Annotated in this window: 22 protein-coding genes; 15 read left to right on the top strand and 7 right to left on the bottom strand. The window is 67.3% G+C overall.

The window, feature by feature from the left end:
- Positions 1–282: 282 nt before the first annotated feature.
- Positions 283–1,101, top strand: a complete 819-nt coding sequence (locus J2W21_RS18065; protein WP_307115911.1) for a slipin family protein — start codon at positions 283–285, stop codon at positions 1,099–1,101.
- A 146-nt stretch (positions 1,102–1,247) separates the two neighbouring features.
- Positions 1,248–1,478: a hypothetical protein gene (locus J2W21_RS18060; protein WP_307115910.1), complete on the top strand. Its 231-nt coding sequence runs from the start codon at positions 1,248–1,250 to the stop codon at positions 1,476–1,478.
- A gap of 272 nt (positions 1,479–1,750) precedes the next feature.
- Here the strand turns inward: J2W21_RS18060 and J2W21_RS18055 are convergent, their stop codons facing one another.
- The gene (locus tag J2W21_RS18055; protein ID WP_307115909.1) at positions 1,751–2,815 is read right to left on the bottom strand and encodes an aldo/keto reductase; all 1,065 of its coding nucleotides are present in this window, start codon (positions 2,813–2,815) and stop codon (positions 1,751–1,753) included.
- Between the two features lie 130 nt (positions 2,816–2,945).
- Here J2W21_RS18055 and J2W21_RS18050 point away from each other — a divergent pair, with 130 nt between their 5' ends.
- On the top strand, positions 2,946–3,986 hold the full coding sequence (locus J2W21_RS18050; RefSeq protein ID WP_307115908.1) for a zinc-dependent alcohol dehydrogenase family protein: 1,041 nt from the start codon (positions 2,946–2,948) through the stop codon (positions 3,984–3,986).
- Between the two features lie 27 nt (positions 3,987–4,013).
- Positions 4,014–4,394: a nuclear transport factor 2 family protein gene (locus J2W21_RS18045; protein WP_307115907.1), complete on the top strand. Its 381-nt coding sequence runs from the start codon at positions 4,014–4,016 to the stop codon at positions 4,392–4,394.
- Positions 4,395–4,429: 35 nt separating this feature from the next.
- Here J2W21_RS18045 and J2W21_RS18040 read toward each other — a convergent pair whose 3' ends face one another.
- On the bottom strand, positions 4,430–5,857 hold the full coding sequence (locus J2W21_RS18040) for an MFS transporter (RefSeq protein WP_307115906.1): 1,428 nt from the start codon (positions 5,855–5,857) through the stop codon (positions 4,430–4,432).
- A 133-nt stretch (positions 5,858–5,990) separates the two neighbouring features.
- Between J2W21_RS18040 and J2W21_RS18035 the strand changes: the two genes are divergently transcribed.
- The 6 genes from J2W21_RS18035 to J2W21_RS18010 all read left to right on the top strand — a co-directional run bounded on the left by J2W21_RS18035 (position 5,991) and on the right by J2W21_RS18010 (position 10,963).
- Positions 5,991–6,893, top strand: coding sequence for a helix-turn-helix domain-containing protein (locus J2W21_RS18035; RefSeq protein ID WP_307115905.1), 903 nt, complete (start codon positions 5,991–5,993; stop codon positions 6,891–6,893).
- A gap of 122 nt (positions 6,894–7,015) precedes the next feature.
- Complete coding sequence (locus tag J2W21_RS18030) at positions 7,016–7,777, top strand: carboxymuconolactone decarboxylase family protein (protein WP_307115904.1); 762 nt, start codon at positions 7,016–7,018, stop codon at positions 7,775–7,777.
- Positions 7,774–8,553 (top strand): SDR family oxidoreductase, encoded by a 780-nt coding sequence (locus J2W21_RS18025; protein ID WP_307115903.1) that lies wholly within the window; start codon positions 7,774–7,776, stop codon positions 8,551–8,553. Before J2W21_RS18030 ends, J2W21_RS18025 begins: the two co-directional genes overlap by 4 nt.
- Before the next feature lie 89 nt (positions 8,554–8,642).
- Positions 8,643–9,524, top strand: coding sequence for an aldo/keto reductase (locus J2W21_RS18020; RefSeq protein ID WP_307115902.1), 882 nt, complete (start codon positions 8,643–8,645; stop codon positions 9,522–9,524).
- A 20-nt stretch (positions 9,525–9,544) separates the two neighbouring features.
- Positions 9,545–10,402 carry an SDR family oxidoreductase gene (locus tag J2W21_RS18015; RefSeq protein ID WP_307115901.1) on the top strand — a complete coding sequence of 286 codons (858 nt, stop codon included), beginning with the start codon at positions 9,545–9,547 and terminating at the stop codon, positions 10,400–10,402.
- Positions 10,403–10,543: 141 nt separating this feature from the next.
- Positions 10,544–10,963 carry a cupin domain-containing protein gene (locus tag J2W21_RS18010; RefSeq protein WP_307115900.1) on the top strand — a complete coding sequence of 140 codons (420 nt, stop codon included), beginning with the start codon at positions 10,544–10,546 and terminating at the stop codon, positions 10,961–10,963.
- A 194-nt stretch (positions 10,964–11,157) separates the two neighbouring features.
- Here the strand turns inward: J2W21_RS18010 and J2W21_RS18005 are convergent, their stop codons facing one another.
- The 3 genes from J2W21_RS18005 to J2W21_RS17995 all read right to left on the bottom strand — a co-directional run bounded on the left by J2W21_RS18005 (position 11,158) and on the right by J2W21_RS17995 (position 14,100).
- On the bottom strand, positions 11,158–11,730 hold the full coding sequence (locus J2W21_RS18005) for a recombinase family protein (protein ID WP_307115899.1): 573 nt from the start codon (positions 11,728–11,730) through the stop codon (positions 11,158–11,160).
- A gap of 274 nt (positions 11,731–12,004) precedes the next feature.
- A complete protein-coding gene (locus J2W21_RS18000) occupies positions 12,005–12,661 on the bottom strand; it encodes a flavin reductase family protein (protein WP_307115898.1) in 657 nt (218 codons plus the stop codon).
- Positions 12,658–14,100, bottom strand: a complete 1,443-nt coding sequence (locus tag J2W21_RS17995; protein WP_307115897.1) for a purine-cytosine permease family protein — start codon at positions 14,098–14,100, stop codon at positions 12,658–12,660. Before J2W21_RS17995 ends, J2W21_RS18000 begins: the two co-directional genes overlap by 4 nt.
- Positions 14,101–14,206: 106 nt before the next feature.
- On the opposite strand from J2W21_RS17995, the gene J2W21_RS17990 reads away from it, so the two are divergent.
- The 4 genes from J2W21_RS17990 to J2W21_RS17975 all read left to right on the top strand — a co-directional run bounded on the left by J2W21_RS17990 (position 14,207) and on the right by J2W21_RS17975 (position 20,451).
- Positions 14,207–14,851 (top strand): GntR family transcriptional regulator, encoded by a 645-nt coding sequence (locus J2W21_RS17990; protein WP_307115896.1) that lies wholly within the window; start codon positions 14,207–14,209, stop codon positions 14,849–14,851.
- A 604-nt stretch (positions 14,852–15,455) separates the two neighbouring features.
- Positions 15,456–15,980, top strand: a complete 525-nt coding sequence (locus J2W21_RS17985; protein WP_307115895.1) for a hypothetical protein — start codon at positions 15,456–15,458, stop codon at positions 15,978–15,980.
- A gap of 436 nt (positions 15,981–16,416) precedes the next feature.
- Positions 16,417–18,285, top strand: coding sequence for an LGFP repeat-containing protein (locus J2W21_RS17980; protein WP_307115894.1), 1,869 nt, complete (start codon positions 16,417–16,419; stop codon positions 18,283–18,285).
- Positions 18,286–18,768: 483 nt separating this feature from the next.
- The gene (locus J2W21_RS17975) at positions 18,769–20,451 is read left to right on the top strand and encodes a DUF6119 family protein (protein ID WP_307115893.1); all 1,683 of its coding nucleotides are present in this window, start codon (positions 18,769–18,771) and stop codon (positions 20,449–20,451) included.
- A 66-nt stretch (positions 20,452–20,517) separates the two neighbouring features.
- On the opposite strand, the gene J2W21_RS17970 is transcribed toward J2W21_RS17975, so the two are convergent.
- Together J2W21_RS17970 and J2W21_RS17965 are read right to left on the bottom strand one after the other, a co-directional pair.
- Entirely contained in the window at positions 20,518–20,835 is a 318-nt protein-coding gene (locus J2W21_RS17970; RefSeq protein ID WP_307115892.1) for a histone-like nucleoid-structuring protein Lsr2, read from the bottom strand.
- A gap of 209 nt (positions 20,836–21,044) precedes the next feature.
- Positions 21,045–22,232, bottom strand: coding sequence for an ATP-binding protein (locus tag J2W21_RS17965; protein ID WP_307115891.1), 1,188 nt, complete (start codon positions 22,230–22,232; stop codon positions 21,045–21,047).
- Positions 22,233–22,497: 265 nt separating this feature from the next.
- Here J2W21_RS17965 and J2W21_RS17960 point away from each other — a divergent pair, with 265 nt between their 5' ends.
- Positions 22,498–22,863: a TnpV protein gene (locus J2W21_RS17960; protein ID WP_307115890.1), complete on the top strand. Its 366-nt coding sequence runs from the start codon at positions 22,498–22,500 to the stop codon at positions 22,861–22,863.
- Positions 22,864–22,974 lie beyond the last annotated feature (111 nt).

Below are 22,974 nucleotides of genomic sequence, written 5' to 3'. Positions count from 1 at the left end.
TCCGCACCACCACCGACGAAACCAGCGGCTAAACTGCCTGCACCCGTTCACTTTTCAAGCGCCGAAAGCGTCCAAGATTCAAGCGCCGCCGACACCGTCTCACTTCAATCGGTGGTGCGGCCGACGACCCACCGCCGGTCCAGAACGGGAATCCAAGTGCTCGTGCCGAGTGCGCAGACGATAGACGCGTTTCCCCCGATGGGGGAGAGAATGGGAGAAGGAACCGTCCGGGCGCCAGAAGGACGCCGTTGGATGGTTCCGCAGACTAAGGAGGGGATCCTTATGGGCCCCATCGCTATAACAGTCCTCATCGTCATCATCGTGGTGCTGCTTGTCGTCGCGAGGATGTCGATCCGCATCGTCCGGCAGTACGAACAGGGCGTCCTGTTCAGGCTCGGCCGGGTCCTGGGGGTCCGGATGCCCGGGTTCCGGCTCATCATCCCGGTCATCGACCACCTGCCCTTGGTGAGCCTGCGGATCGTGACCATGCCTATCCAGTCCCAGGGCATCATCACCCAGGACAACGTCAGTGTGGATGTCTCCGCCGTGGCCTACTACCGCGTCGTAGACGCCGTGAAGTCCGTCGTCGCGATCGAGAACGTCGCCGCCGCCATCAACCAGATCGCCCAGACCACCCTGCGAAAAGTCGTCGGCCGGCACACGCTGGACCAGACCCTCTCGGAGACCGAGCGCATCAACGGCGACATCCGCCAGATCCTCGACGTCCTGACCACCGAATGGGGTGTCGAAGTCACCCTCGTCGAGCTGAAGGACATCCAGCTGCCCGAGAGCATGAAGCGGGCGATGGCGCGGCAGGCCGAGGCCGAGCGGGAGAAGAGGGCCAAGATCATCGCCGCCGAAGGCGAGGCCATCTCCGCCACAGCCCTCGGCCAGGCCTCCGACACGATGATGGCCCACCCGCTCGCCCTGCAGCTGCGCAACCTCCAGAGCCTGGTGGAGATCGGGGTCGACAAGAACACCACCGTGGTCTTCCCCGCGCCTCTGATGAGCACGATCGGCGAGCTCTCCGCCTTCCTCGCCAGGGAGAATCAAGCTGCCTTGACGTCCGCGAACGGCAAGGCCCCGGTCAAGGCAGCCTGACCCGCAACGCCCCCCCGGCGCAGTCCAAAGTTTCCGAGAGAAGGAGAGCCCATACGAGGAGGAACAGCCCGGGGCTTCGCAATATCTCAGGTGCGAGTGGACCCACTGAGTTACTAGGCTCGCCCCGATCAACAGGAGGCACGGCAGTGAGCAGAGAGGGCGAGAGGAGAGCCGGGGCGGCCCACGGGAACGCCGAGCGCCGGATGCAGCGGCTGGCGGAACAGAAGGGGCTCCGACTGGAGCGTTCCGGAACGGCCGACGGACGGCCGACGTACTGGCTCATGGACCCGCGCACGGACTCGGTGGTGGCCGGCGACGCAGACAAGCGCTTCGGCCTCAGCCTCGAGGAGGTCACCGAAGCCCTCAGGGACAGCTAGCTAGACGCCCACGTCCCGCCGACGGCCCCAGGAACCGAGTCAATGGCAAGCCTTCCGAACCGCCCGAATCGCAGAGGCAGGGGTGGTTCGATAACGATCGTTTGCGATACAGGTCGGGAATGTCCTCGAGCTCACCCGGATCTTGGGCATCGTTTTGTAACGCTTGCCGTGTACGCGCCTGTGTTCTGGTTTCCCCTGATTCTGCAGCAGCGACTGATCTGCGCCGATGTCGGTCACTGAAGGACCTCGGATCGTGCCGGTGAAGGCGGCTCCTAGAGACCGGCGCCGTTCGGAGCTCCTTCATCCTCGGCCTTGTACACGCCGAAGGTCACCCGGGGCATCTCCGCGAAGTCGGCCTTCGGCTGGAAGCCTTCGACGATCCGGACGTTTTCCCGGACTTCCTGGGGCCAGCGCATGCCGACGATGCCGGAGTGGATGCGGGAGTCGGAGAGGACGAATTTGAGGGCGGCGTCGTAGAGGCTGTGCGCGGTCTCCCATTCGGGGGCGAGGAATCCGGCCTCGCGCTGGAAGATGCCTGAGGTCATGGTCCGCATGGTCACGATGCCGACGCCGGCTTCGGCGGCCTGGGGCAGGAAGTGCCGTGCGGCGCCCTGGTAGATGAGGTTGTAGGCGATTTGGTAGACCTCGATGTCCTCGTGCTCGAGGAAGGAAATGACGGTGTAGGGCTCGTCGGTGGTGATGCCGATGTGGCCGATCTTGCCCTGCTCGCGCAGCTTCACGAGGGCCTTGAGGGGGCCGCCGGTGAGGACGTGGTCCACGTCCTCGGGGGTGAACATCCGCCCGTGGATCTGCAGGATGTCGAGGTGGTCGGTCTGCAGGCGCCTGAGGCTGTCGTGCACGCTTTCCTCGATGCCGGCGGCGTCGAGGTGGAACCAGGCCTTGCTGGCCAGGACGCAGTCTTCGCGGCGGTGCTTCATGACGCGCCCGATGAGGGTCTCGCTGTAGCCGTCGCCGTAGGCCTGGGCGGTGTCGATGTAGTTGATCCCCTGATCGAGGCAGGCGTTGAGGGTGTCGAGGACGACGGCTGCGCCTTCTTCGGTGAGGGGGTTCCAGCCGGTGGTCTCGTGGACATAGGTGAACGCGGCTCCGCCGATCGCGATCGGGGAGACTTCGAGGCCGGTGCGGCCGAGGGGGCGCTTGTGCAACGTGGTTCCTTTCCTTGGTCCTGTTCGAGAGTGGCTGTGCGGGCCGTCAGGGGTGGTGGACTGGCGGATGAAGCCGCCCGCGACCGCGGCGGCGAGCAGCAGCGCGACGGCGGTCGCGGCTGGCCTCGGGTCCGGGGACGAGGTCGCCCGGGTCTGGTGCGGGGTGGTCACCTGCCCAGCAGACCGCATCCGTGCATGCCAAGACAGTGACCCCTCATCCGTGTACCGGCAGGGCCTCCCTGACCGGGGCCACGGCGCGTAGCGTCGGGACCCGCAACCTACGGAATCGGGAGAACCACTCATGAAGGCAGCAATCTTCAAGGCAGCGCGCGATGTGGAGGTCGGGGAGCGCCCTGACCCCAAGATCCAGGACGCGACCGATGCGCTCGTGCGGGTGGTCCGGGGCTGTGTCTGCGGTTCGGACCTGTGGTATTACCGCGGCATCAACCCGCACAAGGTCGGCAGCATCGGCCACGAGTACATCGGTGTGGTCGAGGAGGTCGGTCCCGAGGTGAAGGACCTCGCCGTGGGCGACTTCGTCATCGCCCCGTTCACGTTCAACGACGGCACCTGCCCTGCGTGCCTGGCGGGCTTCCCGTCCAACTGCGAGCACGGCGGGGCGTTCGGCAATGGCGAGACGGACGGCGGGCAGGGCGAGTTCGTGCGGGCCCCGTTCGCGGATGCCACGCTCGTGAAGGTGCCCGGCAAGGACTTCACCGATGAGCAGCTGGCCTCGTTCACGGCCCTGTCCGATGTCATGTGCACGGGCTACCACGCCGGGGTCAGCGCCGGCGTCAAGGAGGGCGACACCGTGGCTGTGGTGGGCGACGGCGCGGTGGGCCTCAGCGCCGTGCTCGGTGCGAGGCTGCTCGGCGCGAAGCGGATCATTGCGCTGAGCCGGCATGCCGACCGTCAGGCGGTGGCCAAGGAGTTCGGCGCCACGGACATCGTCGCCGAGCGCGGCGAGGAGGCCATCGCCGAGGTGCTGCGCCTGACTGACGGGGTCGGGGTGGACGCGGCCCTGGAGTGCGTGGGCACGGACCAGTCGATCGAGACCGCGGCGGGGGTCACCCGGGCGGGCGGCATGATCGGCGCCGTCGGGGTGCCGCTGTACGAGGAGTTCACCTACCAGAGCATCTTCTGGAAGAACGTCGGCATCAAGGGCGGCGTCGCCCCGGCGCGGAGGTACATCCCGGAGCTGCTCGAGCGCGTCCTGGCCGGCGAGATCAACCCGGGCCTGGTGTTCAACTTCACCACCGACCTCGACCACGTGGCCGAGGCCTACGCCGCCATGGACGAGCGCCGCGCGATCAAGTCGCTCCTGCGCGTCGGCAGCCTCTGACATGGCGGCCGCCCGAGGGGGCATCTGATGCAGGCCCCACAGCAGCAGGCCAGCGCTGAGGTCCTGGCGAACTGGCGCGCCCAGCTCGAGGCCATGGTCCAGGAGGACACGGAAGCCCTCGGCGAGCTCCTCGCCGAGGGCTTCACCCTCACGCACATGACAGGCTACGTCCAGCCCAAGGAAGAGTGGCTGGCCCAGATGCGGGAGGGGCAGTTCGCCTACCACACAGCCCAGGAGCGGGAGACGTCGCTGCAGCTGGAAGGGGACCGCGCCCGCCTTGTCGGGAAGATCATCACCGACGCCACCGTCTACGGGGCCCGCACGACGTGGCGGCTCCAGCTCGCCGTCGACTTCGCCCGCACCCCAGCCGGATGGCTGGCCGCCCGCACCGAAGCATCGACCTGGTGACCCGCGCGGCCGCAGCCGCGCGGGCCCCCGCTGCGCTACCGGGTGTGCCGTGTACGGGGCAGGACCAGGGCCACGACGAGGACCACCGCGGCGGCCAGGATCACACTCGCCGCCTCCAGGGCGCTGTGGACGCGGGACCCGACCGCGGCCGGGTCCATGGCGTCCCCGGCCGCGCCGCTGCCGACGGCGACCAGCACGGCCAGGCCCACGGAGCTGCCGAGCTGGTGGAAGGTGTTCACCACCCCGGAGGCGGCCCCGGCCTCAGACGGCGCCACTCCGGTGATCGCGAGGCCGGTCATCGGCGCCAGGGCCAGGCCCTGGCCCACACCGATCACCACCATCGGGGCGGCCACCGCCATCAGGTACTCGCTTCCGGCTCCGGCCTGGCTCAGCCAGAGCATCCCGGCGAAGGTCAGCACGACCCCGGCCAGCAGCACCAGCCGGGCACCGAAGCGGGCGACGAGTCTCGGCGCGGCCATCGCCACGGCGAAGTTCAGCGCGCTCATCGGCAGGAACCCGGCCCCGGCCTGCAGGGGGCTCCAGTGCAGGACCTCTTGGAGGAACTGCGTGGTGAAGTAGAAGAAGCCCATCATCGCGGCCATGTAGAGCATCCGCACCGTGTAGGAACCGACCCGCACTCGGTTCCTGAACAGGCCCAGGGGCATGATCGGCTGCGCGGTGCGGGCCTCGTTCAGGACCAGGAGCCCCAGCAGCAGGATCCCGGCCGCCAGGGGAGCCCACGCCTGCGGCGCGGCCCACCCGTAGTCGGCCGAGGAGACGATGGCGAAGACCAGTGCGCCCATGCCCAGGGTCGACAGCAGCGCCCCGGCGACGTCGAACCGGCCCCGGCCCCGGCCCATCTGCGGGATGAACCGGACGCCCATGGCGATCATCGCGACCCCGATCGGGAAGTTCAGGTAGAACCCCGCCCGCCAGGAGAGGAGGTCGGCCATCGTCCCGCCGACGACGAGCCCGAGGCTGGCCCCGATGCCGGCCACCGCCGCGTACAGGGCCACGGCACGGTCGCGGGCCGGGCCCTCCTCGAAGGTGGCGGTCAGCAGCGACAGGGAAGACGGAGCCAGGACGGCCGAGCCGATGCCCTGGAGCGCCCGGGCCGCGACCATCCACCAGCCTGCGGGCGAGGCCCCCACGAGGACGGATGCGAAGGTGAAGACCACGAGGCCGGCGATGAACATCCGCCGCCGGCCCACGATGTCCCCGGCCCGGGCGCCCAGCAGGAGGGCCCCGCCGAAGGTGAGCGTGTAGGCGTCCTGGACCCAGGCCAGCTCCGTGGGCGAGAAGCCCATCGTGCGCTCGATCGCCGGCAGGCCGGTGAAAATGATCGAGTTGTCCAAAATGATCATGAAGTAGCTGACCAGGATGATCGCCAGGATCGCCCCACGATGCACCGGCCGCCCTTCCGCCGTCTCCTGGCCCGTTGTGGTCCCCTCAGTCAAAGCCATCTCTCTCCATCCAGAACTCTCGCCGGCAGCTTCCCTTCAAGGGAATCCGTTCCTGCGGGGCAGAAGAAGTGACCGCTCATCCGTGTACTGGCAGGGCGCCCCACCGGTCTCGCCTGCGACGTAGCCTCGAATCATGGACAGCAGAACGGAGGTGCGCGACTTCCTGCGCACCCGGCGCGCCAAGGTCACCCCGGAGCAGGCCGGGATCGTCGGGGGAAGCCGACGGCGGGTGCCCGGGCTCCGGCGCGAGGAGGTCGCCCTGCTCGCCAACGTGAGCGTGGACTACTACGCCCGGCTCGAGCGTGGCGACCTCTCCGGCGCCTCGGACGAGATCCTCGACTCGATCGCCCGTGCCCTCCAGCTTGACGAGGCCGAGGCCACCCACCTGTTCGACCTCGCCCGCGCGGCACAGCGCCAGCCGGCCACACGCCGTCGCCCGTCCTCGAAGCCGCAGGTGAGGGCGAGCCTGCAGCGCCTCCTCGACGCCGTCACCGATGCCCCTGTGTGGGTCCGCAACGAGCGTATGGACTTCGTCGCCATGAACGCCCTCGGCCGCGCGCTCTACGCGCCCGTGCTGGAGGGCGGCGGGACCCCGCCCAACAACGCCCGTTTCCTCTTCCTCGACCCGGCTGCGCAGGAGTTCTACCCGGACTGGAAGAAGAACATGGACGAGGTCGTCGCCACACTGCGCGGGTACGCCGGCCGGAATCCGCACAACAAGGGCCTGACCGACCTGATCGGCGAGCTCGCCGCCGGCAGCAAGGACTTCAGCACCCGCTGGGCAGCGCACGACGTCCGCTTCCACCGCACGGGCATCAAGCGCATCCACCACCCCGTCGTCGGCGACCTCGAACTCGACTACGAGGCTATGGAACTGCCCGCCAACCCGGGCTGGACCATGTTCGCCTACACCGCCCTACCCGGCTCGCCCAGCGACGAACGCCTCAGGCTCCTGGCCAGCTGGGCCGCCACGAACGTCCAGGCAGAGACCCGGACGCCAGAAGAGCTGCCCACTGACTCCAGGGGAGAGGCCTGACGGAGAAGGCCCGGCTGATTACCGGCGTCGACAGCCGCCCCGGAGGGGGCATCACCGGACGCCCAGGCCGAGCTGGCCGCATCCACCGACTTCCCCGCCCGGGGATCGAGAGGAACATCCGCATGCCCACCGAGAACGCCCGGCGCAACCACGACGCGCTCTTCCCCGGCCACGTGTCCACCCTCGCGAAGACCGACCCGGAGCTGATCGAGTACTTCGACAACTTCGCCTTCGACGAGGTCCTCGCCCACGACGACCTCGACCCTCGGCTGCGCCTGATGACCCAGCTCGCGTCCCTGATCGCGTGCCAGGCCCTCGGCGGGTACCGGGTCATGCTCGGGGCCGCGCTGACCGTGGGCGTCACCGCGGTCGAGGCCAAGGAGGTCCTCTACCAGGCCGTGCCCTACGTCGGGATGGCCAAGGTCTTCGACTTCCTCCACGCCACCAACGACGTCCTGGCCGAGCGCGGGGTCGAGCTGCCGCTGCCCGGCCAGTCCACCACCGATCCCGTGACTCGGATGCGGGAAGGCCTGGCTGTGCAGAAGCGAATCGTCGGCGCCCAGGCCGTCGACGCCATGCGCTCCAACGCCCCCGAGGACGAGAAGCACATCCACCAGTACCTCGCCGGCAACTGCTTCGGCGACCACCTCACCCGCACCGGCATCGACGTGCCGACCCGGGAACTGCTCACCTTCGCGATGCTCGCCTCCCTCGGCGGCTGCGAACCCCAGCTCGCCGGCCACGTCCGCGCCAACCTCAACGTGGGCAACGACCGCGCCCTGCTGCTGGACGTGCTCACCCAGCTCATCCCCTACATCGGCTACCCGCGCACCCTCAACGCCCTGCGCGTGCTCGACCAGACCACCCTGAAGGAGAACCCATGACAGACCGCCCCCAGACCGTCCTCGTCGTCGGCGCTACCGGCAGCGTCGGCCGCCACGCCGTCGCCGAGGCCCTCCGCCAGGGCCTCACCGTCCGCGTCCTCGTGCGTAACTCTTCCCGCGCCCGCACCCTCCCGGCGGGGGCGGCGAGGTTCGTCGGCGACCTGACCAGGCCGGAGACCCTCAAGGCCGCGGTCGAGGGGGCCGACGCCGTGGTCTTCACGCACGGCTCGAGCACCAGCGAGCCGGACGTCAGGGAGATCGACTACGGCGGCGTCCGCAACATCCTCTCGGCCCTCGGCGGCCGGCCCGCGCGGATCGCGCTCATGAGCGTCATCGGCGCCACCCGACGCGGCTCCGGCTACGCCGAATGGAAGCGCCGCTCCGAGCGGCTCGTCCGGGCCAGCGGCAACCAGTACACGATCGTGCGGCCGGGCTGGTTCGACTACAACAGCCCCGACCAGCGCACCATCGTCATGCTCCAGGGCGACACCCGCCAGTCCGGCAGCCCCGCCGACGGAGTCATCGCCCGCGACGAGATCGCCCGCGTCCTCATCGACAGCCTCAGCACCGACGCCGCCGACCACAGGACCTTCGAACTCGTCTCCGAGCACGGACCCGAGCAGGACGACCTCGCCCCGGTCTTCGCAGCCCTGGCCGCCGACCCGGCCGGCTCCCTCGACGCCGCCGAGGACGCCGAGAACCTCCCGCTCGAGGGCGAACCGGCAGAGGTCCGACGGGACCTCGACGAGGTCACCGCCGCCCACCTCAAGCAGTAGGCAGCCGGGGCGCCGGCACGCATCGCATTCCACACAAAATTCCGACCCCTGTACACCCTCTGCCTAGGTGCACTGTGAAAGGCATGACCATGGAACTCACTCTCAACAACGGCGTCACGATGCCGGCCCTCGGCCTGGGGGTCTTCCAGAGCGCCCCGGAGGAGACGACCGCGGCTGTGGAGGCCGCCCTGGCCGCCGGCTACCGGCACATCGACACCGCGGCAGCGTACGGCAACGAGCGCGAAGTGGGGGAGGGCCTGCGCCGCTCCGGCCTCGACCGCTCCGAAGTGTTCATCGAGACCAAGGTCTGGGTCAGCGACTACGGCTACGACCAGACCCTGCACGCCTGGGAGAAGGCTGCCGCCAAGCTCGGCCTCGACCAGATCGACCTGCTCATCCTCCACCAGCCCGCTCCCGACCGCTTCGAGAAGACAATCGACGCCTACAGGGCACTGGAGGCCCTGCTCGCCAACGGGCGTGTGCGCGCCATCGGCGTCAGCAACTTCATGCCACACCACCTCCAGCGGCTGCTCGCCGCGACCGACATCGTCCCCGCAGTGAACCAGGTGGAGCTCCACCCCTACTTCACCCAGCCCGAAGTGCAGGAGACCGACGCAGCGAACGGCATCCTGACCCAGGCTTGGTCGCCCATCGGAGGCATCACCTTCTACCCGGGCTGGGGCAACGAACGCAGGAACGTCATGCAGGACCCGGTTATCGGGGAACTGGCCACGACGCACGGCAGGACCCCCGCCCAGGTGATGCTGCGCTGGCACCTCCAGCAGGGCCGCTCGGCCATCCCCAAGTCAGTCAACCCCGGCCGCATCGCCGAGAACTTCGACGTCTTCGACTTCGAGCTCACAGCCGAGGAGCTCGCCCGCATCGATTCCCTCGACACCGGTGTGCGCAACGGACCCGACCCCGACCAAGTGCGCGCCGAACGGTTCGCCATGGTCATCCCAGAAGCCTGAGACAGAAAGGAAGGAGCACCATGAGCAGCGTCACCGTCGTCATCGGAGCCGGGTCGATCGGCCAGGCCATCGCCCGCCGAGTCAGCCCCGGACGGCACGTCCTGCTGGCCGACCTGAAGCAGGACAACGCCGACGCCGCGGCCGCCGTCCTCGCTGACGCCGGCTTCGACGCCACGACCGCCGTCGTCGACGCCTCCTCCCGGGAGTCCGTGCACGCCTTGGCAGCGCAGGCAGCGGGGCTCGGCGAGGTCATCGCCGTCGTCCATGCTGCAGGCGTCTCGGCCAGCCAGGCCAGCATCGAGCAGATCCTTCGCGTCGACCTGTATGGCACCGCCGTCGTCCTCGAGGAGTTCGGGAACGTCATCGCCCCGGGCGGGGCGGGCGTCGTGATCGCCTCCCAGTCCGGGCACCGGCTGCCCGCCCTCACACCGGAGGAGGACCGCCAGCTGGCGACGGCCCCTGCCGACGAGCTCCTCACCCTGGCAATGCTGCAGCCGGAAAGCCTCAGCGATGGCCTGCACGCCTACCAGATCTCCAAGCGCGCCAACGTACTGCGTGTCCAGGCCGAGGCCATCCACTGGGGAGAGCGCGGAGCCAGGGTGAACGCCATCAGCCCCGGCATCATCATCACCCCGCTCGCCCGCGACGAGCTCGCCGGCGCCAATGGGGCCGGTTACCGCCGCATGCTCGAGCTCGCCCCCGCCGGGCGCGCCGGCACCCCCGACGAGGTCGCCACCGTGGCCGAGCTGCTCCTGACCGACCGTGGCGCGTTCATCACCGGAAGCGACATCCTCATCGACGGCGGCGGCACGGCCTCCCACTTCTACGGACCCCTCGCGGGCCTCGCGCCCACGCCGAAGGTGGAGGAGCAGGCGTAGGCCCTCACCACCGGGGCTGAAGCGCCACGAGCGAATCCCACGTACTGACAGGGACTGCCGGCCCCGATCGGGGACGATGCCCGGCGTGGACAGCGCAGGTCGCGCCGACCCACGTCGACAGCGAACAGAAGAGGAATAAACATGACGGACAGCCACTTCGACCAGATCTTCCCCCTCGGGCAGCCCAACGACGCGTATGCCCAGTACTTCACCGGGCAGAGCTACCTCGCGCCGCTCATCACCCAGGGGAGCGTCGGCGTCAGCAATGTGACCTTCGAACCGGGATGTCGCAACAACTGGCACGTCCACCATGGAAGCGGAGGCGGCGGCGACCAGATACTCCTGTGCACGGCGGGCAGCGGCTGGTACCAGGCCGAGGGCGAGGCCCCGACCAGCCTCGAGCCCGGATCGGTGGTCCGCGTCCCGGCGGGCACCAAGCACTGGCACGGCGCGAAGGCCAATTCATGGTTTAGCCACCTCGCCTTCATCACCCCCGGTCAGGACGTCAGCAACGAATGGCTCGAGCCGGTGACGGACGAGGCATACCAGGAGCTCGCCTGAAACTGGGCGAGAGGCAGGGATCAAGGAGCGACCGAGCAATCGCTGTACACGCGTTGCGTTGGAGCCAGCGCGCATCCGCGCTCCCGGGATCATGCGGCGCCTGCGGTGAAGGGGCCTCTGCTGAGGTCTGCGGTCCCTCCCGCCTGAGGTCGGGCGTCCGCCAGGAGCGGAGAGCGAGGTTCACCCCTCGGTCGTCAGAGGCTCAGGTACCGGTACACCGTCGCCCGGCCAACGCCGATGACGCGTCCGATGTCCGCCGGCTTGAGTCCCTGTGCCTTGAGCTCGCGGGCACGCTTCACCTTCGGATCACTGGCGGTGACCTCCCTCCGGCCAGCCTGGCGGCCGTTGGCCGCCGCTATGGCCATGCCGGCTCTCGTGCGTTCGGAGAGCTGGTCCCGTTCGAGCTGGGCGAAGGCGGAGATGATGGTGATCATCGCCTGTGCCATGGCGCCGCCGAGCTCAGTGTCTGGGTCGGTGGTGATGCCGTCGCGCAGCGAGCGGAACTTGATGCCCTTGGCCTTGAAGGTGTCGAGGAGCTCGAGCAGGCTGCGTGTGTTGCGCCCGAGCCGATCGAGCTTCCACACCACGACCTCGTCACCGCGGCTGAGGCGGTCGAGCATCCTGTCCAGCTCCGGCCGACTGGCACGGGTCCCGCTGACCCCATGGTCCCGGTAGATCCGCTCGCACCCGACGGCGTCGAGCTCTCGGATCTGCAACGCAGTGTCCTGCTCGGCCGAACTCACCCGCGCATACCCAAGCCGCGCCATCAAGCCCCCCAGTCCAGTCAAAGGCCAAAACATGCCAATGTTGAGAATACCGAAGTGAGACACATTGCTGGGACAGATGGGACAGAGACTCCCCGTTGAATTTTCAAGGAAGTCCCCACCGGTTGGGAGGAATCCTTGGAGTCAGTCGGGACGTCCCGTCAAAGGAACCAATGACGCGACGGGCGCTGAGTTCGTGGTGACCTTCTGGCGGCCACATGCTTAACAGGTGCGCGGCCCCTGCCTAGGGGGGGCAGGGGCCGCGGGTCTTCTGGTGTCAGGCAGGTTGGCCCGTGAGTCCGTACGACTCGGCCTCGGAGGCTTCGGGGACGTTCATTTCGAAGGTCTCGGTGATGGACGTGTAGTCGTGGTACCCCATCCGTGCGAGGGGGCGGATCTTCTCGATGTCGAGGCGGCCGTCCACGGTGATGACCTCGTCGTTGATGTGGATCCGCTCGACCTGGGCGAAGACGATGTCGATGGTGCCGACGTTGGAGTTGCCGGTCATGCGGTGGGTGGAGAGGTAGCGGCATTCGAAGTGGACCGGGCTCTCGGCCACCATGGGGGTGGTGGAGAGTTCGGCGTAGCGCTTGGTGATGCCGGCTCGGTCGAACTCGCTCTCCTCGTATGGCAGGGCCATCGCTGAGATGTTCACTGCTTCGCGGAGGTCGTAGGTGGCCATGTTCCACACGAACCAGCCGGTCTGCTCGGCGTTGAGGACGGTGTCCTTGCGCCTGCCGTCGGGGTACTGGTTGGCGGAGAACATGACCATGGGCGGGTCGAAGGTGAGGTTCTGCCACTGGCTGTATGGGGCGAGGTTCTCGACCCCGTTGGGGCTGACGCTGGAGAGCCAGCCGATGGGCCGCGGGACGGTGCAGCTCTTGAACGGCGAGTACGGCAGGGGGCTGTGCTCGGTGGACGGATCGTACTTCACAGGGTCTCCTCAAGGGCGACGGCGGCGGGCGCCGGGTTCTGGGTGGGCTGGCTTGCGCTGGCGGCAGGGTCGGCGTCGGCCGTCTGGAGCCGTACGGCTCGGGATGAGAGGTAGTAGAGGCCGCCGGCGACTACGAGGCCGATGATCCAGGCGATCTCGGCGCCTCCGAGGAGGTCGGCGATGGGGCCGACGTAGAGCGAGCTGTTCATGAACGGGATCTGGATGAGGACGCCGACGGCGTAGGCGATGAACGCGCCCTTGTTGAAGCGTCCGTACTCGCCGTCGCGCTTGAACAGCTCCGAGATCCGGTACCGCTCCTTGCGGACCCAGTAGTAGTCGACGAGGTTGATGGCGGACCACGGGGTCATGAAGTAGAGCAGGAACAGCAGGAAGTCGGTGAAGTTGGCCAGGAAGTTGCTGCTGGCCGCGAGGGCGATGCCCAGGGAGACGGCCGAGATCACCAGGACGTAGGCCGAGCGCGCCCGGGGCCCGACCCGGTCCTTGCCCACGAGGCTCGTGACGATGGTGGCCAGGGACATGTACCCGCCGTACGAGGAGAGGGTGTTGCCGGTGAGCTTGCCGAGCACGACCGCGAGCAGGACGAGCGGCCAGATAGCGCCTCCGAGTCCGGCGAGGTAGCCGACCTGGTCCTGGCCGAAGGCCTTCCCGCCCAGGGCGGCGGCGAGGGCGCCGAGGGTCATGGCGAGGGAGCCGCCGAGGACGCTGCCGAGGAACGTCCACCCGATCGTTGCCTTCTTGGGGGTGCCCTCGGGCAGGTAGCGGGAGTAGTCGGCGATGTACGGGCCGAAGGTCAGCTGCCAGGAGGCCGAGAGGGAGATGCCCAGGACGAAGGCGGCGCCGTCGAACGCGGGCGTCTCGGCGACCGCGCCGATGTTCTTCTCCGAGATGATGCGGACGAGCAGGATCACGAAGACCACCGCGCTGAGCACCGCGGCGACGTGGGAGAACTTGTGGATCCAGCGGTAGCCGACGATCGCCAGGGCAGTGGACATGAGCGCGAAGACCATCGCGCCTACCTGGGCCGGGACGTGGAAGAGCGTCCCGATGGCCTGGCCGCCGAGGACCAAACCGGTGGCGTAGAAGCCCACATAGATCATGAGGGCCAGGACGAGTGGCAGGATCGCGCCGAAGTAGCCGAACTGGGCCCGGCTCTGGATCATCTGCGGCACCCCGAGCTTGGGCCCCTGCGCGGAGTGGAGCGCGGTGAAGAAGCCGCCCACCGCGTTGCCGATGATGATCGCCGGGATGGACCAGAGCGCGCTGTTGCCCAGGATGACGAACAGGGCTCCCGTGACCACGGCGGTGATGGAGGTGTTGGCCGCGAACCAGACGAACATCAGGCTCCGCGGCGAGCCGTGCCGTTCCTCCGGTGGGATGAAGTCGATCGAACGCCGTTCGACGGTGGCGGTCTTCGCCATTGCAGACCTCGGATCTATTGGGGGTGGGAAGGGTGCATGTGAACTGGACTACACCAGTATGCGACCGATATACCGGTTGCACAAGGGTTCCAGTTAGAGTGGATGCATGATGCAGCAAGGGAAGGCCGCTCACGCCTATGAGGAGATCGAGCGGCTCATCGTCCTCCAGGAGCTCCCGCCGGGCTCGCTCGTGTCCGAGGCCGTGCTGATGGAGAAGACGGGGCTGGGCCGGACGCCGGTGCGGGAGGCGCTCCAGCAGCTGGCCCGCAACCGCATGGTGGAGATCCATCCGAACAAGGGCGTCCTGATCCCGCCGGCCTCGGTCGAGGCTCAGCTGCGCATGCTCGAGCTGCGCCGGGTGCTGGAGGGCCTGGCCGTCCGGCTCGCCTGCCAGAACGCGGGCCGGGAGGACCGCATCCGCATGGAGGCGATGGTGGACCTGCTGGAGGCCGACCGGCTCTCCCTGGCCGAGTACGCCGAGACCGTCAAGGACACGCACCAGATGATCGTGGAGGCCAGCCACAACGAGTACCTAGCCGATGCGATGGCGCCCCTCCAGGGCCTCTCCAGGCGCTTCTGGCTCGCTCACGTGCGCGACGAGGAAGGGGAGATGGCTCGAGGCACGCAGCTGCACCTCGCGATCCTGCGCGATGTCCTGGGTCGGGATGCCGACGCTGCCGAGAAGGCCTCGCACGCCCTCAACGACTACCTCGTCGAGTTCGCCTACAGCACCCTCCGCACCCAGCAATAGGTCAAGGCCGACGCTATCCAAGCCCCTTCGGGTTGGACGGTCGAGCGCTCACCTAAGGAACCTATGACGGGACAGGTGTATGACCCAGGTTGTAGCATCCGAGCAGTGGCGACGACGAGCCGACGGCGGCGACTGGCTGGGCGTGGACATGCAACGCGGAACGCGAGAAGGCCAATCCACTGCCGCTTCGACTCCCCTCCGCAGGTAAGTTGTGACAGCGGTGCCCTGGCAATAAAGTGAACCCGCACAGGGTGGGGCGAGGAGAAAACTGGGGGGGCGCGACGCCGCCGTCTCAGCCTTTACGGGGGAATCTTTTGGGGAAGCTTTCGGGCGCGCACTCCGCGCATTCTTTTCTTCGGCTCAGCTGCCAGAGGGACTTACCTTGCTGAGGCGCGCGCTGTCTCATTGGGTACTCGTGCCGGCGATCGCAGTCGTCTTGGTCGGTGGACTGGCCATCGTGGCCATAGTGGCGGGCGCTGCCAAACCCGCGGCAACTTCGGAGGAGCCAGTCCCGACCGCCACCCGCACCCCGCCACAGACTGCTCAAGCGGGAACGCCGACGATGACGCCGTCTCCTCTGAGGACGGACCCACACGCGCCGCGCGTGTATACGCAAAAAGGGGATGGCTTCACCGTCCTCTTCCATGAAGAGCCAGCGGTTGAGCACCGGTCCTATGTGAGTCGGGTTGGACCCGACGGGACCGAGACCGTTTCGGTGATGCGCCACGATTATTCGATCGCAGCGAGCCCCACCGAGTCCGTCACCGTTGACACCATGCCCTGCACGCCCCTTTCCTCGACAGCTCCTTGGACCGTCCAGAACTACTTCGATGCGGGCGTGAAAAAGATGTTCGACGAGGTCGCTCAAGACACGCCCGTCATCGAAAGTCAGCGGACCGGAGAACTGCAGGGCGCGCCGGCCCTCTGGGCCGACTTCACCTACACGGATCGCCACGGGTCCAAGGTGAGCGCCCACACCGTGATCGCAGCGCGGGGGGCCAACCTGTATCTGCTCACCTGGATCGGACACGAGGGGGATGACGCCCGCCCGTTCCTCGACTCGTTCCATCTGATTCAAACGACTGCCGCTGCACCTGCAGCATGCCGGGGCGGAACTGTCGGCAGCTGAGAAATCCCGCCGCGGCTATTAGACATCGACGACGACGGGCCGCCCCTACCGGGGATACTTGGAGACGACCCCCGCGGTGGCGTGACTGGCGCAACAATGGCGGACAGGATAGCCTCCGCCCAGTGCCACTCTCGGAGGTGGCCATTCTCGGGGGAGGAACGCCTTGCGCGCCACGATTATCCGGGGGCGCCGCACCGCCCTCAGGCTCCTGTCCGCCTGCGCCGTCGGCGCCGCGCTCTGGGGCGGCCTGACCGCCCCAGCGACCGCGACGACAACGCCCACACCACCACCGCCGTCCACTACGGCGCCAGCACCCAACGCGGCCGCGACCACAGACGCGGCCACGGCACCGGCGCCCACGGAAACCGCGCCGACGGCGACTGCGCCCCCTGACACCCCCACACCGCCCGCCGCGGACCCGGCACCCCCAGCGACCGTGACCCCCACGCCGACGTCGACTCCGAGCGCATTCGAGGTCCATCCGCAGCTCCAGGCGCGATGGGCCGCGGAGGGCGGTGGCGCGGGGCCGCTCGGGCAGCCCATCGGGGCAGCGCGGTGCGGCGGCCCGTACTGTTACCAGAGTTTTCAGGGCGGCTTCCTCAACGCCGTCCACAACTCGGTTGACAACACCTGGCAGACGTTCGTGGTCCGGAAGTCCTCGGGAGTGACGGGCCCGAAGTGGTACGAGCTCGACGGTGCGGCGAACTTTGACCTTCCCCTCAGCGACGAGGTGACCCTGGCCGGCGGCTCGTACCAGCGCTTCCGTGCGCCCGACCCGTCCCTGGGATATCTGAGCTTCGGATACATCATCGCGCCGGCCGGGAAGGCGCCGTACGCCGCCGGCCCGAAGGAGTCGCGGATGATCGACATCGCGGCGATGCACCGCGGCATCTACGTCCCGCACACCGGGCCGTACCCGGTATTCGAGGTCTTCGGCTTCCCTGACGCCCCGGCCACGTGCACCCTGGCCGGGGGCGGCTGCGAGATGACCTTCGGAGGGGGCGCGTGGCGCTTTCTGACTGCTCCGAACAGTACTGTCGGCGGGTACCAGCCTGCGAGCCCGATCGGCGCGGCCTACGTGGCGCGCGGGGCCGAGCAGAGCGCCTTCGGGTATCCGGAGGGCATTCCCAGCTGCGATGCCTCCGGCACCTGCACCTGGACGATGGAGAAGGCCGACCTGCACCTGACCCGTGGGGTGGTGCACGCGGTGCCTCCGGTGATCCGCAGCGCCTCACGGTACGGTGCGGTCGGCGGAGCAGTGGACGAGGCCGTGTGCGGGCTGCCCGGGGACCGCTGCCGGCAGACCTTCGAACGGGGCGTCGTCTATGCGTCGCCGACCCGGGGCGTGTCCCTCGCCGGCGGCTTCTACGACAAGTGGCGGGCGCTCGGAGGCGAGGCTGGCCCGCTGGGCCTCCCGGTCGACGACTGGACGAACGGCATCGGAGTTTCGTGGCAGCGGTTCGAGCGGGGTGCCCTCGCAGGATCCGGCAGCACCCTCTTCGTGGTCAAGGGCGCCATCCTGGGCAAGTACCTCGAGGGCGGCAATGCCACGATGGGTGCCCCGCTCGGCGACGAGGTCTGCACGGCGCCCCGGGGCGGGTGCTACCAGTGGTTCGGGTCGGGGCTCATCTGGTGGTCCCCCGCAGCGGGGGTCCACACGGTGCGCAACGACGGCTTCCGCTACAGGTACGAGCAGGAGAACTGGGCCTGGGGCGCGCTGGGCTACCCGCTGGAGGACATCCAGTGCACCGCCCCCAAGGGCGGCTGCTACCAGAAGTTCCAGGGAGGGACCCTCTGGACGGACCTGTACGGCACGGGGCGGATGACCAGGGGCGCCATCGGAGCCAAGTACGCGTCCACCAACTATGCGTGGGGGCGGCTCGGACGCGTCACGTCGGAGGAGTTCTGCTACGGCAACGCGTGCTACCAGTACTTCGAGGGCGGCACCATCTACTGGAGCCCACGCACCCCGGCGACCATCGTCAAGGGCGCGATCGGCTCCACCTGGCTCGCCGACGGCAAGAGCACGGGCCTGCCGACCCAGGACGAGCAGTGCACAGCACCCAATGGCGGCTGCTACCAGTGGTTCCAGAACGGCGTGTACTGGTGGAATCCGAACGGCGGCACGTTCAACGTCCATGACGGCATCAAAGCCGCCTACGAGCGCATGGGCTGGGCCTGGGGCAGGCTCGGCTACCCCACCAGCAACGAGTACTTCCTCGGCTGGACCGGCTCCCGGCAGGACTTCCAGCACGGGAGCATCGAGTGGAGGTACCCGGGCAGCATCCGCATCATCTGGCGGTAACCTCTGGCGGGCCACCTGACGGGCAGACGGATTCACGGCTCCGGGCTAGAGGAGACCGTTGCTGTGCTGCCCCCGGTCGACGAAGCGAAGTAGCGACTCGATGATTCCGCCTCTCAGAAGCCGGCGTACGACACGAGCACCCCACCGCGTTGCGGAAAGTAGGAGGGCGAGCACCAGGCCGCCGATCGCGTACTGGCCCGCCGGTGAATCAAGTATCGGTGTGACTGAGTCGATGATGTTTTGAAGCTCCATGTGGCCCACTGTAAGTAGGCCTTCCGACACTTCTGCTGAGAACACCAGCGTCAGGGGTGCACTTGGTGGCGGCTTGCCGGGAGCGGCTTGGTATTGCGCCGAGTACGTGATGGAAGCCGTATAGCCCCCTTAGAATTCGAGAACCACCAACCGTGAGGGCAGGACGCGGTGCCTCCGCAAAGGCGAGGTTCCTTCTTTGTTCATCCTCTCCATTCATACGAGGAGCAGTCTGTGGCGCGAGAGAAGAGCCCCGAAACGCGAATGACGCTGTATCGACTTCTGGGGTTGCCTACTCTCGGTGACGCGATCAGGGAGAAGTACCTAGAAGGTTTCGCTGAGGAACAAGTCCGCGTCGGCGATCGGGAGGCGGTCCTCTTTCACGGCAGGACCGAGGAGAAGGATGTCGGCTGGGGCCAGACGGTTCGGGGCCTGAGCGGGATGGCGATCGATGTCAGGAACTCCGTGCCCGCAGCTGTTCTACTGGTCCCGGACGTTCAGCGTGAGGACCGACGCCCGGAAGCAGCGGAGGATTTTGGCGGTGTCGATGCGGGCACCGACGATGTGGTTGTGTGGGCCGTGACCTTCGGAATGGGCTTCCAACTTCTGGAGCCCCGCTACGTCGACAATGGGTTTGGGCAGAGGATTGCTATCCGCAGCGCCGATCAGACGAAGCTGAACTCGATCACCAAGGTAACCCTGGATGAACGCTCGAAGACCGAACGTTCGTCAATTCCTTCCGGCGCTTCTCTCAGGAGCTTCGGCTTCGAGGACATCGGTGAACTAGCCACACGGCTTGTCACTTCCGGCAACATCGCCGGGGTCGGAAACCCGGGCAAGGCTGTCACGATCAGGGGAGCCGATGCTCTCAGCCTGCCATTGTCGAGGAACCCGGACCGCTTCCTCGAGGACCTCGAGCGAATCAAGAAGACCCTCACTCTGCCGCCGGTGAGCGACGAACTGGGCTTCCTGGAGAAGCTGACCATCATCAAGGACAAAGACCTCATAGAGAAGCTTGATGGCAGTCTCATCGAGGCCATTCTCGATCCAGATGGAAAACGGCTGGGACTTGCATGGCCCCATGAGACGATCGACGAGTTCGGCACGCCTCAGGCATACCGTCTCGCCGGGGCGCGCGGCGGTACGCGAGATGGATTGCCGACCTTGGACGAACTTCTCGAACCAGTTCGGGATGCGAAGGCGGGCGATGAGAAGCGGAAGCTTGATTCATTGGCCGTTGTCCTGTTTGAAAACAAGGACGAACAACTGGCGAGCGGCAGGCTTCCAGTGCGGAAGTGGATATCGTTCGAGACCGACAAGGATGAAGGCAAGTACTTTCTCCACAGTGGCCGCTGGTACATCATGGAGCAGGACTATGCCGGACTAGTTCAGAAGCGAACCGAAGAGATTTTCGGCAGAACGCCTCCACTCCCTCAGCTCCCAGACTGGAAGGCAGACTTTCAAGACGAACTCGCCTACAACAAGGTCATTGCGGACATCGTGGGAGGTCTTTGTCTAGACCGAAAGCTGATTCAGGGCGAGACTCGCAAGGGCAGAATCGAGGCTTGTGATGTGCTGGTGCAGGACGGGACCTTCATCCATGTCAAGCACACCGATTCTTCCTCACCTGCTAGCCATCTGCTTGCTCAGGCACTCGTTTCGGCAGAAATTCTTACCTACGATGAAGCTGCAAAGCAGAGCCTCAGGGACCGGATTGCGGAGCAGGGCGCTGATCCTGAACTGTACAAGCTAGTACCGGAGAGGGTCGTGATCGTAATGGCCAAGGAAGAACGGGCCCTGACCCCTGACTCTCTCTATACGTTCACTCAGGTAAACCTCGGGCGGCAGGATCGGGCGCTGGCGTCAAGGGGCGTGGACGTGTACGTGGTTCCTATCGTCAAGCAGAAGAAGCCTTGAAGAAGCCTTGAAGACGAACGGCCGTCGACCGCGGGGCTGCACTGCTGAGGGCGGCGGCATCAGCTATCAGTTCTGAGCGGCCATGTACTGCTCGACGATGTTCTGGGGGATCCGGCCGCGATCATTGACTTTGATGCCGTTTCTGGTCGCCCAGGCGCGGATGACGCGCTGTTGAGGCTGAATCGTGGTGCGTCGGAAAGCCTCCCGGGCCGCGGTGGGACGTGCGGCCTGGACGAAGCCGGCGAGGGAATCGCGCAGCCGCGCGGCATTGTCGGCGGTCAGGTCGATCTCGTAGTGCCGTCCGTCGAGTGAGAAGTTGATGGTCTCGTCAGCTTCGGTCCCTTCAAGGTCGTCGACGAGGGTCGTGATCACGGTTTTTGCCATGCGGTCGAACGTACCGGCCGGAGGCCCGCAGAGCGAATGGACATTCGTCCCCGCCCATGCCAGTCGCTCTCTACGCGGGGTCCATGGGCTCAAATTCCACGCACGGACAGATTTAGGGGCCGGCCTTCCAGGGGCTTCGGCTCATCATTGGCAGGAGCGATGGTCCCAGGGCGTTCCAAGTCTTGGTTCGTTCCGCAGGGGCCTGCCCGTCACAGCTGGTTGTCGAGTTCTTGGTGCTGGCGTTCGATGAACCCTGCCATGCCGGGGACGGTGAAGGCGACCTGGCCGTATTCGGGCGAGTAGATGAGTCCTTTGGCGATGAGCTGGGCGCGGGTGGGGCCGAGGCTGGTGAGCTTCTTGCCTAGACGTGCCGCGATGGCCCCGGTCGTGGAGGGGCCTTCGCCGTCAGCGGCCATGGCGTTCATGTAGTCCCGTTCTCGAGGGGTGGCCCGGTCCCAGCGTGAGGGGAAGAAGCCGGCGTCGAGGCGCTGCTGGCCGACGCTGACGGCTTCGCGCGCTTCCTCACCCGTGAAGGGGCTGGCGGTGGCGACTTCCCACATGGCGGAGCCGAATTCCTGGATGAAGTACGGGTACCGGCCCGAGGCTTCCAGCACGGCTGCGAGGGCGTCGTCGGTGTAGGACTGGCCCATTTGGTCGGCGGGCACGGTGAGGGATTCGGCGGCCTGGTCCGGGTCGAGCTTGCCGATCTGGCGGTAGTCGAAGAGCCGTTCGGCGTAGCTGCGGGCGTCGGCGAGCCGGGCGGGGAGGTTGGGCAAACCCGCGCCGGTGACGAAGAAGGGCAGTTCGTTCTGGACAGCGTGGTGCTGGACGGTGACGAGGGCAGCCAGGAGCTCGTCGTCGACGTCCTGCATCTCGTCGATGAACACTGCGAAGCCCTTCCGCAGCCCGCGCAGAGCTGCCCCGACGTCCTCGACGACGTCCTGTAGGTCGATGTCCATGTGCCCGGTTCTGGCGCGCGCGGGGTCGACGTCCACGCCGAGAGAGATCCCCTCGATCCCGATCGTGGCACTGAAGGAGGCCACGGTCCGAAGGAGCGCCTTGACCGGCCCCACCCCAATCTGGGAGACGTAGCGTCTGGAGGCGACCTGCAGCTCACGGGCGAGGGCCTTGCGGATGTCCCGCGCCCCGTCCTCTCCGGGCCTGCCCTCGAGCTTGAGGGTGAGCCAGCCGTGGTGGTCGGCGATCCCCTTGAGCCGGTTGAGCAAGACGGTCTTCCCCACGCCGCGGAGGCCCGAGAGCACCATGGGCCGGGCCGGCATCGACAGCTCTGTCCTGGCGACGAGAAGGTCGAAGGCGCGGATCTCGGTCTCGCGGCCGGCGAGGAAGCGCGGAGGCACGCCGGATCCGGGGTTGTAGGGGTTCAGCTGCGGTTCCACACTGACACTGTACAGACTTATCCGCAGCTATTGGGTTTTTCCTATAACCCCGGATAGCTTGTCATAACGCAGCCGACCTCCGGGCCGGGCGTTGCAGGTGTGGTTCATGTGACACGGCCTGTTTCCCTCCTTTGGCTAGCGTGGCGGGCGGAGACGCCAGCCGACATCGGAGGGGGCCGCGTGGTCAAGAAGGGCAAGGGAAACCTTGAGGGGCAGATGAGCTTCGACCTTGAGGCATTGTGGGGAGCATCGGAAGGGGAGCGGGATGAACAGGTACGGGCGGCAGGCCGAGACGATGTGGAAGCAGGCGTGCCCGGGGAGGTACGCGGAGCTGGAGGACCCGGAAGCATTCTTCACGGGCTTGGGGAAGCAGGCCATGGAGATGGTCCTGAACCTCGAGGTGAAGATCGCCGGACCGGACGTACCGGGGGAGGCGTACCTGGAGAAGCTCGGGCGGCTGAACGCAGCCCGGAACCAGGCCGAGGAGATCGCCCGGGCGGAGATCCTGGCCCCGCCCGAGACGGAGGAGCCGGAGACGGAGGACGAGGACCCGGACGACCCGAGTTCGAACCTGCTGGCGTGGATCAACCGGCACGAGCACCAGAGCTCGCAGGAGGACGAGCTCGACTAGACCGCTTCGTCCCGTCCGGACAGGGCGACCTCGCCCCATCGGGTGCGAAGGCGAGGGTCGAGGCGAACCTCGAGGCGCTGCGCACCCTGCGCGCGCTGCAGGGGCAGGACC

The sequence above is a fragment of the Sinomonas atrocyanea genome (assembly GCF_030811715.1).
GTDB lineage: Bacteria > Actinomycetota > Actinomycetes > Actinomycetales > Micrococcaceae > Sinomonas > Sinomonas atrocyanea_A.
This window is presented reverse-complemented; position numbering and strand designations above follow the sequence as displayed.

Bases quoted from the DNA above. Each gene is read 5' to 3' on its own strand.
- J2W21_RS18065 (WP_307115911.1), top strand. From the start codon at position 283: ATGGGCCCCATCGCTATAACAGTCCTCATCGTCATCATCGTGGTGCTG.
- J2W21_RS18050 (WP_307115908.1), top strand. From the start codon at position 2,946: ATGAAGGCAGCAATCTTCAAGGCAGCGCGCGATGTGGAGGTCGGGGAG.
- J2W21_RS18045 (WP_307115907.1), top strand. From the start codon at position 4,014: ATGCAGGCCCCACAGCAGCAGGCCAGCGCTGAGGTCCTGGCGAACTGG.
- J2W21_RS18040 (WP_307115906.1), bottom strand. From the start codon at position 5,857: ATGGCTTTGACTGAGGGGACCACAACGGGCCAGGAGACGGCGGAAGGG.
- J2W21_RS18035 (WP_307115905.1), top strand. From the start codon at position 5,991: ATGGACAGCAGAACGGAGGTGCGCGACTTCCTGCGCACCCGGCGCGCC.
- J2W21_RS18030 (WP_307115904.1), top strand. From the start codon at position 7,016: ATGCCCACCGAGAACGCCCGGCGCAACCACGACGCGCTCTTCCCCGGC.
- J2W21_RS18025 (WP_307115903.1), top strand. From the start codon at position 7,774: ATGACAGACCGCCCCCAGACCGTCCTCGTCGTCGGCGCTACCGGCAGC.
- J2W21_RS18020 (WP_307115902.1), top strand. From the start codon at position 8,643: ATGGAACTCACTCTCAACAACGGCGTCACGATGCCGGCCCTCGGCCTG.
- J2W21_RS18015 (WP_307115901.1), top strand. From the start codon at position 9,545: ATGAGCAGCGTCACCGTCGTCATCGGAGCCGGGTCGATCGGCCAGGCC.
- J2W21_RS18010 (WP_307115900.1), top strand. From the start codon at position 10,544: ATGACGGACAGCCACTTCGACCAGATCTTCCCCCTCGGGCAGCCCAAC.
- J2W21_RS18005 (WP_307115899.1), bottom strand. From the start codon at position 11,730: ATGGCGCGGCTTGGGTATGCGCGGGTGAGTTCGGCCGAGCAGGACACT.
- J2W21_RS17995 (WP_307115897.1), bottom strand. From the start codon at position 14,100: ATGGCGAAGACCGCCACCGTCGAACGGCGTTCGATCGACTTCATCCCA.
- J2W21_RS17990 (WP_307115896.1), top strand. From the start codon at position 14,207: ATGATGCAGCAAGGGAAGGCCGCTCACGCCTATGAGGAGATCGAGCGG.
- J2W21_RS17970 (WP_307115892.1), bottom strand. From the start codon at position 20,835: ATGGCAAAAACCGTGATCACGACCCTCGTCGACGACCTTGAAGGGACC.
- J2W21_RS17960 (WP_307115890.1), top strand. From the start codon at position 22,498: ATGAACAGGTACGGGCGGCAGGCCGAGACGATGTGGAAGCAGGCGTGC.